This window comes from Pseudomonas caspiana, from assembly GCF_040224095.2.
Taxonomy (GTDB): Bacteria; Pseudomonadota; Gammaproteobacteria; order Pseudomonadales; family Pseudomonadaceae; genus Aquipseudomonas; species Aquipseudomonas caspiana.
This window is the reverse complement of the sequence record NZ_CP167995.1, coordinates 6,281,454-6,292,437: the sequence shown is the minus strand read 5'-3', so window position 1 is coordinate 6,292,437 and position 10,984 is coordinate 6,281,454. Positions and strand designations below refer to the sequence as shown.

Below are 10,984 nucleotides of genomic sequence, written 5' to 3'. Positions count from 1 at the left end.
ATCAGGAAGAGGATCACTAACGAAATGGGCGGGCATTTTAGCAGGCTATGGCGATTGTGCAGCGACCGTCCGCCAATGAGTGACGTCTTATGTCGCCCGCAGCTATCTAATTTTTTTGGTTTTGTTACATTTGCGCATCCGAATGCTGAATGATCGCTCTGTTTGGCCCTTGTCCCGGCCTTCTGTTTGTCTCTTTTCGAGTCTAGGGAGCTAGCTTGCCTACGCCTGTCCAACCCTTGCGGTTGTTAGTGCTGGCCCACGAGCCGGAATGGCTGGTATTGCTGCGCAGTTGCCTGACGCCTGAGCAGAATCAGGCAAATCCGTTGTCCTTCTCGCACTGGAACGACATCAGTGCCTCTCTAGTCGACGACAACCACACCGTACTGCTCACCACGCCAGAACTGCAGCCTCCACCCGGCCGCTGCAACCTGCCAGTGATCATGCTGCTTGAAGAGGAGCCGGTGATTGCGCCACTGGGCGCCAGTGACTGGCTGATCCGCAGCGAATTAACCCCGGTGAGCCTGCGCAGCTGCTTGCGCCATGTACGCGAACGCGCCTTGCTGGAAAGCACGCTGCAACGTCTGGCCGAGCAAGACACGCTAACCGGTATCGCCAACCGCCAGGGTTTCCAGACCTTACTGGCGGCACGCTTGCTGGAAAATGACGGCCGTGGCCTGGCGCTGGGCCATCTCGATCTGGACAACTTCCGCCGCGCCAACGACGCACTGGGTCATCAAGCTGGCGACCGGCTGATTTTACAGGTGGTGGCGCGACTCAAAGGGCAGCTGGAACCCTGCGATCAGATCGCCCGCTTGGGCAGCGACGAATTCGCACTATTGATCGACACCCGACGAGCCCCGGACCGGGCTGACTGGATGGCCGAGCGCATCACCGAAGCCCTGTCCGAGCCTTACTGGGTCGACGGCGAAAGCCTGCTGATCGGTTGCAGCCTGGGGATCGCTCATGCCCGTGCCGAGGCAGGCGCCGATCCGCTGATGTGGCATGCACATATCGCCATGCAGCAGGCCAAAGGCATTCAGGGCTGTACCTTTCATGTCTTCAACGACCGACTCAACCGCAATGCTCGCAGCCTCGCAGACCTTGAAAGCGAGCTGCGCCGGGCACTGCGTCGTGACGAGCTGGAGCTGCATTACCAGCCGAGGCTTTGCCTGACCAGCGGACGTATTGTCGGTCTGGAGGCACTGGTGCGCTGGCGTCACGAGGAACGAGGCTTGTTGCCACCCAGCGAATTCGTGCCGCTGGCAGAACAAAGTGGCCTGATCGTGCCATTGGGCTACTGGGTGATATCCCGGGCACTGCGTGACATGCAGACCTTGATCGAAAGCGGTCTGCCGCAGCTGCATATGGCTATCAATTTGTCATTTCGCCAGTTTCAGGACAACCAGTTGCTGGCAACGTTGGGCCGATTGATTGCCGAGCGCGGGATTGACGCGCAATGGCTGGAGTTCGAACTGACCGAAACGGCTGTCATGCGCCGTAGCGATCTGGTCAAACAAACCATGGATGCGCTCGGACGGCTTGGGGTTCGGTTCTCACTGGACGACTTCGGCACGGGCTTTTCATCATTTGTGCACCTCAACAACCTGCCCATCACCCTGTTGAAGATCGACAAAAGCTTCGTAGGTGAAATGGAGCAGCGCGATGAGAACTGCAAGCTGGTTCACGCCATGATTAACCTGGCCCACAACCTGAGCCTTGAAGTGGTGGCTGAAGGTGTCGAAACGCCTGCCCAACTGGCGTTATTACGCAGTTTTGGCTGCGACCAGGTTCAAGGCTACCTGATCAGCAAACCACTGCCGTTATCGCAGTTGATCAAATACCTGACCTTCGATCAGCAAGCACCGGAGGCGTTGAGCGGGGTTTGAAACGCGCTGTCTTGCGCCAAACGATAGACCTGTAGCACCGCGAGGCCGCGATAGCGGTTTATCAGGCAGACCGCTATCGCGGCCTCGCGCTGCTCGTGCGCTCCTGCAGGGTCGTGTTTGGCAGGAGGCAAAATCAACATTCCTCACCCCATCACCGGCACTGCTGCCGCTTCCCGCCGCAACAACCGCGAGGTCTTTCTTTCGAAGGCCCAGGTCAGCGCAATCGCTGCACACAGCAATCCCAACGCCAGCCCCCACCAGACGCCCTCGGCGCCGTGGTTGGTGTAAAAACCAAATATCCAGGCCGCAGGGGCAGCCACCAGCCAATAACTGGCCAGCCCGATGAGGAAGGTCGTCCGCGCATCCTTGAAGCCACGGATCGCGCCCATGGCAATGGTTTGCGCGCCATCAAGAATTTCAAACCAGGCTGCAATCGCCAGCAGCTTGACCGTCAACTCGACGATCTCGGCGAATTTAGGGTCATTGATATCCAGGAACAGACCGATAACCAAATGCGGTGCCAGCCAGAACAGCATGCCGAACATCAGCATCACCAATGAGCCAAAAATAATGCCCGCACGCCCGGCGGTGCGCGCCAGCAGCAGATTACCCGCGCCATAGTGCAGACCAATACGCATGGTCACTGCGTAAGAAATCCCCACCGGAATCATGAATGCCATCGACACCGATTGCAGGGCGATCTGGTGCGCGGCCATCTGCACGCTGCCCATCGCCCCCATACAAAACGCAGCAAAGGTGAACAGGCCAACCTCGACGGCGTACGTCCCGCCAATTGGCAAGCCCAGCTTCCATAGCTCTTTGAGGTGGCTGCTCGACAGCTGCCAGAAGCCTTCACGGATCGGGTAGGCCGCGTAGGCCGGATGACGACGGATATGCAGGGCGAGAATTAACGCCATGCCGTTGGTGACTACCGCTGTGACCAGGCCAATCCCCATCAAGCCAAGATTCGGCAGCCCGAACACTTGATGGATAAAGGCATAGTTGAGAACGAAATTGGCAATCGCGCCGCCCACGCTGATTGCCATGACTGGCCCTGCACGCCCCAGCGCGCTGGTGAAACCGCGCAGGGCCATGAACGTTAACAAGCCGGGCAACGCCAGTGGCAAGGTGATCAAAAATTGACCTGCCATGTGCACGTTGGATTCGGTTTGGCCAAAATGCAGCAGGACCGGCTCAAGGTTCCACAGGATCAACATGGCAATCAATGCCATGCCCCACGCCAGCCAGACACCGGCCTGGACCAGTTGCGCAGCGCCTTTGCTGTCCCCCGCACCATGCCGGATCGCCACAAGCGTACCCACTGCCGCCATGACCCCGACGCAGAAGAACGAAATAAAGTTGTAGGTCGCCGCGCCCAGCCCCCCGCCCGCCAAAGCTTCAGGGCCAATGTGCCCCATCATTACCGTGTCAGTGAAGACCATCAGCATGTGTGCCATCTGTGAAGCGATCAGCGGCCCGGCGAGGCGCAGGATGATCCAGAGTTCTTTGATGGCAGGTTGTTGCATGGCGCGACGCTCGATTTCAAGGGCAGTTATGAGCCGCTCATTCTCTGCACTTAAATGCGCGAGCACAAAGGGATAAATAAGATCGTTATCATGAGTAAAACTCATCTGTCAGCTTTTTAGCTAAAATCGGCGTCAACCGCAGCAGGAGCGTCCTCAATGCCCCGTAGTCTTCCACCTCTTTATGCACTGCGCGCATTTGAAGCGGCTGCGCGGCACAGCTCGTTTACGCGAGCAGCGGAAGAATTGTCGATCACCCAAAGTGCGGTCAGTCGGCACATTCGAACCCTTGAAGAGCATTTTGCCTGCCGACTGTTTCAGCGCATCGGGCGCAATATCCAGCTGACCGAAGCCGCGCGGACACTGCTGCCGGGCGTGCGCGACGGCTTCTCTTCCCTGGAGCGCGCCTGTAACACGCTGTCTGTCGACGAAGGGATTTTGCGCATGAAAGCGCCGCCTACCCTGACCATGCGTTGGCTGTTGGCGCGACTCAGTCGCTTTCGTCACCTGCAGGCGGGCAATGAAGTGCAGTTGACCAGCGCGTGGATGGAAATCGACGTGGTGGATTTCAGTCATGAGCCGTTCGACTGCGCCGTGCTGCTCAGTCGCGGCCATCTCCCGGCCGATTGGGAGGCGATACATCTGTTCCCGGAACTGCTGATTCCGGTGGGTGCGCCAAACCTGATGGACGATCAGCCCTGGAACATTGAGCGCCTGGCCAGCGCAGAATTGCTGCACCCCACGCCAGACCGCAGAGACTGGCGAAGCTGGCTTGAGCGCACGGGCTTATCGGAGCACGTTTCACTCAAGGGCGGACAGGTGTTTGACACGCTGGAATTAGGTATGATCGCCGCCGCTCGCGGGTACGGGGTTTCCATGGGGGATCTACTCATGGTCGCCGAAGATGTCGCCCAGAAGCGTTTAAGTCTGCCTTGGCGCACCGCCGTCTACAGCGGCGAAGACTATTACCTTGTCTGGCCTAGAACCCGACCCGGCAGCGAACGGCTGCGTCGGCTGGGAGATTTTTTGCAGAGCGAAGTCAGCGCCATGGAGCTGCCTGAGGTGCAAATCCTCAGGGAATAGTGGCAATGCGACATATTTTGTAACCGAATCCTACAAATCCGGGAACCTTACTCAAGTATTACGCCGCAAGGCCGATGTGTAAAATTGACGCCCCCTTGTACAAATTCTGTACAACCAAGGCTACCTAACTTAATCAAATTCAGCTGAACGGCTAATAGAGGTCATTAAAAGACCCGGCGTTCGGCCAGGAGTCGTCATGTCCAAGCCCCGTGCCCGAATTGCTTCGCAACTCGGTATTGCTTTGGCCGTTATTCTGGCAGTTGTCATCTCCGGCAGTACTGTCTTCGCGTTGCGTTCACTGGACTCAGCCAACCTCGTCATTCGTGAAGAGCACATGGCGAGCGAGGCACGCTTGCTGGCCGACCAGCTCAACACTTTTCACAGCACACTGCGGGTTAGCACCCAACGTTTGAGCGGGTTGTTTGAGAAGCGTTTTGCCAGCGGCCTGACTGTTCAGGCGGACCAGCCAGTTACAGTCGCCGGGGTACAAACTCCAAGCCTGGTTCTGGCGGACCATGTGCTGAACAACAACTTCAGAGAAGTTGACGAGTTCCGCCAACTGACTGAAGGCGTGGCTACGGTATTTGTGCGCAGCGGCGACGAGTTCATCCGCATCAGCACCTCGCTGACCAAGCAGGATGGCAGCCGCGCCATCGGCACTATGCTCGACCGCAAAAACCCGGCGTACGACCGATTGATGTCGGGCCAGAGCTACGTCGGTAAGGCAGTGCTGTTCGAGCGCTACTACATGACGCAATACACCCCCGTGAAAGACAGCTCCGGCAAAGTCATCGCGGTGTTGTTCGTCGGCTTCGATTACACCGACGCGCAAAACGTCCAGTTTGAAAACCTGAAGAACTTCCGCATCGGCAAGACCGGCTCGCTGGCCCTGCTCGATGATCAGAACCGCTGGCTGGTGCCGCCAGCAGGCGTGCAGGCACTTGATCAGGCTGGCAAAGCTGTTGCTGATTTCGCCAAACAGCCAGGTAAAGGACAGTACTGGAGCGATACCAGCGAAGACTTCTACAGCGTTGCCCAACCTTTCAGCGGCGGGCCTTGGACCGTTCTGGCGAACATGCCCAAGGATGAAATCAGCGCCGTGACCTGGAACGTCGGTACGCAACTGGCCATCGGCAGCCTGCTGGCGATGTTGATTGCAGTGAGTTCGGCTATCTGGTTGCTGCGCAGTAAACTTCGTCCGCTGTCTGAGCTGGTGCGTCAGGCTGAAGCACTGGGTGCAGGTGATTTGAGCGTGCGCTTGAACATCACCAGCCATGACGAAATCGGCCAACTGGCAACCAGCTTCAACAAGATGGGTGAAGCGCTGTCGACCATGGTTTCGCACATCCGCACGGCAGCTCAACAAGTCAGCAGCCGCGCGAATGAACTGTCCGGTTTGTCGGGCGGCGCTTATCGCGGCATGGAGCAGCAATCGGGTGAAATCGTCAGCATGGCGGGGGCGGTTGAAGAGTTCAGCGCCACGTCGTTGAACATCGCCGATAACATGGGTAATACCGAACGCCTGGCTCAGGAAAACGCGCAGCAGACTCGTATCGGTCGCGCGTCGATGCAAGAAGCGTCGTCGTCCCTTGAGCAGATCGCTGCGTCTATCAACAGCACCGCTGCTGTGATCAATACCTTGGGGCAACGCTCTCAGGAAATCGGCAGCATCGTGGGCGTCATTACATCGATTGCCGACCAGACCAACCTGCTGGCGCTCAACGCAGCCATCGAAGCAGCACGGGCGGGTGAACAAGGCCGTGGCTTCGCAGTGGTTGCTGACGAAGTTCGTAGCCTGGCGACCCGTACACGCGATGCCACCAATGAAATCTCCGGGATGATCACCAGCATCCAGCAAGAGACCGGCAACGCCATCTCCACCATGCAACAGGGCAATGCCCAGATGCAGGAAGGCCTGGCACGTAACGCCAAAGTGGCCGCAGCGCTGGCGCAGATCGACGAGCAAAGCCGCTCGGCCGGTCAGCAATTCGCCGCGATCACCACCGCCACCCAAGAGCAAAGCAGCACCGCCACCTTGTTGAGCAGCAACCTGCAAAGCATCGCCATGGCCAACAGCGAGCAACGTGAAGTTGTCTCGCACCTGGCCATTACCGCAGAAGAACTGAACACCCTGGCTGCAGATTTGCGCACCGAGGTTGACCGGTTTCGTTGATGGTTAAGTGATAAAAAAACGCCCTTCGGGGCGTTTTTTTGGACAGAACATGGTTGCGCGGCGAACGTACATCCGTAGGAGCTGCCGAAGGCTGCGATGGGGGTGTATCAGGGATAACGCTATCGCAGCCTTCGGCAGCTCCTACAGGGAATGCATTTCAACGCGAGAGATTGCATGTTGGGTTCTACAGACCAACCGGAGCCCCGACAAACTCCGCATACCCACTCACCACCACATACACCGCGAAGTAGGCAAAGATCAGCGCCGACGCGATGTACGTGTATTTCATCAGCTTCTCACCGATGAGCCGGCCGCCCTGGTAGGCCACCGCGCACAGTGAAATCGACCACAGCAAACCCGCAGCAAAAAAGCCTGACAGGAACAGACCTGCGCTCGCCACGTCATGGCCTTGGCGCGCAATGATCGCGCCGCCCACAGCGGCAAACCACAGGATCGCGCTGGGCGAAGACATCGCCAGCATGATGCCCTTGGAGAACAGCGCCAGATTGGTCTTGCCCCATTGCTCGCCGCTCTGCTGCATCGTCCCGTCAGTCTTGAAAGCACTGAGCAGCATTTTCACACTCAAGAAGCAGAGCACCAGCGAGCCGCCGATCCACAGCACCCAACGCACCGCCTCGAACTGCAAAAGCACCGCCATGCCCATCATCGCCAGCACGGCATAAATCAAATCGCCGACGCAGGTGCCCAACCCCAGCCAGACGCCCTGCGCAAAGCCGCGCTGCATGGCGATATTGATCATCGCCATATTGGCGAGGCCAATTTCCAGGCACAGCGACAGGCTGAGCAGGAAGCCGTTGTTGAATTCCATTTGATGTTTCCTCGCTTAAGTGCGCGCCACTTTAAGCAGGAGGCAGGCGGGTCGCAAGATACAGTCCGTGACGCCAACTGTATGGCTTACGCCAGCAATCGCCGCCACCACGAAGCGGTCTTCCCGGCACTCTGCCGCGAACGCTCCAGCAAAATCTCCGGCATATCCCGCACACGAATCCACGAGTCGTTCTGCCAGTTCAGCAGGCTCAGGGTCATGTTGGGCCAATGCATCAAACCCAGCACCGGGCGTTGTGATGTTGGCACTTGATCACGGTCGCGCACGGCTTGCACAACATGATGCTCAAGCCATTCGCGCAGCGGCCCGTTGTGAGCGCCGTGCTGATAGAGCAATAGTGCATAAACCCCGGACTCGCTGATCATCAGCGTTTCCTGCACTACGCCATAGCGTTCCAGCAAAATGGTTTTGCGCTGGTCGGGTGCCAGTTTGCGAGCGCGATGCTCATCCAGAAATATCCCCATCAGGTAACCCAGGTCGCGCGCGCAGAACCAGACCTGGCCTTCGAGGCAAATGGCGTGCATGTGTTTTTTCTGGCGGATGAAGAGCATGGGGATGTGGTGCGGGTTAGTGCATGTATTCAAAAGTGCATCTCCTTGTTGGGAGCCACCGCTTCTCGTCGCCAAACGATAGGGTGGCAACTGCATGCGGGTTGGCGAACCGGTAAGGAGCGACCGGCAGACCCGAAGATCTCCCGCATACAGCAGCCATAACAAGGCGCAGGCAAATGTGCCCGCTTCGTATGAACAGCAGTATCACTCCCTTTTCCAGATCGCCAAATCCAGTAGCTGAATATTCAGCCGGGAGAGAGGTTAATTCGTTGAGGCGCACACGACTGTCAGCGCAGGACACTGGCGACCTGTGGATAACTCCGCTCCTGCTGTAGGACCGATCCTGTGGAAAACCCAAGGCTTACCCACAGCTTGAAGAGCACTGCAAATTTTCTGTGGGAGCTGGGCTTGCCCGCGATAAGGCCACTTCGGTATCTCAGACAAACCGCGATGCCCTTATCGCGGGCAAGCCCGGCTCCCACAGAACCTTCACAATTCAGTGGGACCATCAAACTCATGGCGCCAACCTGCTGATCATCCACTCGCCGGCCGATACTGCAACGCCTCGGCCACATGACTGCGGTTAATCGCATCCACCTGCTCCAGATCGGCCAACGTCCTCGCCACCTTGAGCAACCGATGTGCCGAGCGCAGCGACAAGGTCAGTCGCTCACACGCCGTTTCCAGCCAAGCCTCGTCCTCTCTGGATAACCCGCAATGCTTGCGCAGCCCCGGCATATCCAGAAAGGCATTGGCGCAACCCTGACGTCGGTTCTGGCGATCCCGTGCTTTGGCAACCACAGCCGCAGCGCTGGCCGTGGTTTCACCGTTTTGTACGCTGGGATTGAGGGCAGTGGTTTCTCGGGCGACGGTCAGGTGCAGGTCAATACGATCCAGCAACGGCCCGGACAGTTTGTTGCGGTAGCGCTGAATCTGCTCCGTGGAACAACGGCACCTCCCGGTCGGTTCGCCAAGGTATCCACAGGGGCAGGGGTTCATGGCGGCGACCAGTTGAAAGCGGGCCGGAAACCGCACCCGATCCCGCGCTCGAGAGATCACGATATGGCCTGACTCCAGAGGCTCGCGAAGCACCTCCAATACGCGCCGATCAAACTCCGGCAGCTCATCAAGAAACAGCACGCCGTGATGGGCGAGGGTTATTTCACCGGGCTGCGGGCGACTGCCACCACCGACCAATGCCGGGCCTGACGCCGAGTGATGAGGCTGACGAAACGGACGTTGCGGCCAACTGGTCAGCGGGATCTGGCTGGCCACCGACTGAATCGCCGCCACTTCCAGCGCTTCGTACTCATCCAGCGGTGGCAGCAAACCCGGCAAGCGGCTGGCGAGCAGGGTTTTACCGGTGCCGGGTGGGCCGCTAAAAAGCAGGTTGTGCGCGCCAGCAGCAGCGATGATCAGTGCTCTTTTCGCAGCCGTCTGGCCCTGCACTTCGCTGAGGTCCGGATAAGGCTTGGCCTGGTGCAACAGCCCGCTGGACTGGTACGGCGTGATCGGCGTCTGCCCGTTGAAATGCGCCACCAACTCCAGCAGATGATTCACCGCGATCACCCGCAAGCCCGACGCCAGACACGCCTCTTCAGCATTGACCGCCGGAATGATCAGCGTGCGTTGCGCCGCCCGCGCTGCCAACGCTGCAGGCAACACACCCTGAATCGGCCGAATCGCACCCGACAATGCCAGCTCGCCAAGGCATTCCACATCCTGCAACGCGACGAGTGGAACCTGCCCGCTGGCGGCCAGCAAACCCAACGCAATCGCCAGATCAAATCGCCCGCCGTCCTTGGGCAAATCCGCCGGGGCGAGGTTGAGCGTGATGCGCCGATCCGGAAATTTCAGCCCCGAATTAAGAATCGCACTGCGCACCCGATCCTTGCTTTCCCGCACAGCACCTTCCGGCAAACCCACCAGCGTCAGCGCAGGCAGACCGTTAGCCAGGTGCGCTTCGACGGTAACCGCAGGCGCTTCAACGCCCACTTGGGCACGACTATGAACGATGGCCAGAGACATGATTCTTCCTTGAAATAACGACCCTCGCATCCTGCGACATTGGGCTGAGCTTTGAAGGAATGAATGAATACAGGGTGTTAATGTATCCCCGCGATAAACCTCTTGTGTCCCTGACACTGCGCCGCCGCGTGGTTTATAAATGACCTGTAGGAGCGCACGAGCACCGCGAGGCTGCGATAGCGGTGGATCAGACAGGACGCCATCGCTGCCTCGCGGTGCTCGTGAGCTCCTACAGAAAATTATTCAAATCAGTCAGTTACAGACAAAAAGAGCCCGCAATGCCAACCCCAGCCCAATCCATCGAACACTACATCCTCGCCAAAGACGGCAATCGCCCACACCTGCTACGCCAGTCATTCATCAGCGACGCCACGCTGGAAATGGTCGTCCACACCGGGGCCATTTCATTCCCGCCCACCGTTGAAGGCCGGGACGGTATCGCGGAGGTGCTGGTGCGGCGGTTCGGGCAGACCTATGAAAACGTCTACACGTTCTGCATTGGTGAGCCGCCGGCAGAGGAGGCGACCGAGCATCACTGCACATGGCTGGTGGGGATGTCAGATAAGGCAACCGGGGATCTGCGCTTTGGTTGCGGGCAATATGACTGGCAGTTTGATTCAGGATTGGCCACGTGACCGATTTGGAATTAGTTGATTGGGGGTAATTTCAAAAAAGGATTTGACTGGCTTCAACCCCTCGGCTGGCGCTCCCCATCATAGAGTAAAACATTTCAATATTGAGCATCCAGACTGGCTCCCACGTGCCTTCCAAAACGCTATCTGCGGTTAGCGTCACAATGGATAGACCTGCACACCTGTGCTTTCCGGAGGCAGGCTGCCGACTCCTTTGAAATTAGTATCGATCCATCAGTGGTTTTGCTTCGAGTCAGCCCT

Annotated in this window: 7 protein-coding genes and 2 pseudogenes; 5 read left to right on the top strand and 4 right to left on the bottom strand. The window is 58.3% G+C overall.

Features of this window, described 5'->3' with window-relative positions:
• The first annotated feature begins 215 nt into the window (after positions 1-215).
• The gene (locus ABRP31_RS28400; protein ID WP_349971285.1) at positions 216-1,886 is read left to right on the top strand and encodes a bifunctional diguanylate cyclase/phosphodiesterase; all 1,671 of its coding nucleotides are present in this window, start codon (positions 216-218) and stop codon (positions 1,884-1,886) included.
• A 143-nt stretch (positions 1,887-2,029) separates the two neighbouring features.
• On the opposite strand, the gene ABRP31_RS28395 is transcribed toward ABRP31_RS28400, so the two are convergent.
• Entirely contained in the window at positions 2,030-3,412 is a 1,383-nt protein-coding gene (locus ABRP31_RS28395; protein WP_349971284.1) for a NorM family multidrug efflux MATE transporter, read from the bottom strand.
• 156 nt (positions 3,413-3,568) lie between these two features.
• Between ABRP31_RS28395 and ABRP31_RS28390 the strand changes: the two genes are divergently transcribed.
• The 3 genes and pseudogenes from ABRP31_RS28390 to ABRP31_RS28380 all read left to right on the top strand — a co-directional run bounded on the left by ABRP31_RS28390 (position 3,569) and on the right by ABRP31_RS28380 (position 6,665).
• Positions 3,569-4,492, top strand: a complete 924-nt coding sequence (locus tag ABRP31_RS28390; RefSeq protein WP_087271598.1) for a LysR substrate-binding domain-containing protein — start codon at positions 3,569-3,571, stop codon at positions 4,490-4,492.
• 196 nt (positions 4,493-4,688) lie between these two features.
• Positions 4,689-5,810: pseudogene (locus tag ABRP31_RS28385) on the top strand (Cache 3/Cache 2 fusion domain-containing protein); the annotation flags it as partial.
• The gene (locus ABRP31_RS28380; RefSeq protein ID WP_372489488.1) at positions 5,805-6,665 is read left to right on the top strand and encodes a methyl-accepting chemotaxis protein; all 861 of its coding nucleotides are present in this window, start codon (positions 5,805-5,807) and stop codon (positions 6,663-6,665) included. The pseudogene ABRP31_RS28385 and the gene ABRP31_RS28380, both read left to right, overlap by 6 nt.
• Positions 6,666-6,849: 184 nt before the next feature.
• On the opposite strand, the gene ABRP31_RS28375 is transcribed toward ABRP31_RS28380, so the two are convergent.
• The 3 genes from ABRP31_RS28375 to ABRP31_RS28365 form a co-directional block, all read right to left on the bottom strand.
• Complete coding sequence (locus ABRP31_RS28375) at positions 6,850-7,494, bottom strand: LysE family translocator (RefSeq protein WP_087271592.1); 645 nt, start codon at positions 7,492-7,494, stop codon at positions 6,850-6,852.
• Positions 7,495-7,580: 86 nt separating this feature from the next.
• Entirely contained in the window at positions 7,581-8,096 is a 516-nt protein-coding gene (locus ABRP31_RS28370; RefSeq protein WP_349971283.1) for a Bro-N domain-containing protein, read from the bottom strand.
• 501 nt (positions 8,097-8,597) lie between these two features.
• On the bottom strand, positions 8,598-10,091 hold the full coding sequence (locus ABRP31_RS28365; RefSeq protein WP_087271583.1) for a YifB family Mg chelatase-like AAA ATPase: 1,494 nt from the start codon (positions 10,089-10,091) through the stop codon (positions 8,598-8,600).
• A 278-nt stretch (positions 10,092-10,369) separates the two neighbouring features.
• Between ABRP31_RS28365 and ABRP31_RS28360 the strand changes: the two are divergent.
• A pseudogene (locus ABRP31_RS28360) lies at positions 10,370-10,717 on the top strand (hypothetical protein); the annotation flags it as partial.
• Between the last annotated feature and the right edge of the window lie 267 nt (positions 10,718-10,984).

Coding starts and splice junctions, on each gene's coding strand:
- ABRP31_RS28395 (WP_349971284.1), bottom strand. CDS start 3,412: ATGCAACAACCTGCCATCAAAGAACTCTGGATCATCCTGCGCCTCGCC.
- ABRP31_RS28390 (WP_087271598.1), top strand. CDS start 3,569: ATGCCCCGTAGTCTTCCACCTCTTTATGCACTGCGCGCATTTGAAGCG.
- ABRP31_RS28380 (WP_372489488.1), top strand. CDS start 5,805: ATGGGTGAAGCGCTGTCGACCATGGTTTCGCACATCCGCACGGCAGCT.
- ABRP31_RS28375 (WP_087271592.1), bottom strand. CDS start 7,494: ATGGAATTCAACAACGGCTTCCTGCTCAGCCTGTCGCTGTGCCTGGAA.
- ABRP31_RS28365 (WP_087271583.1), bottom strand. CDS start 10,091: ATGTCTCTGGCCATCGTTCATAGTCGTGCCCAAGTGGGCGTTGAAGCG.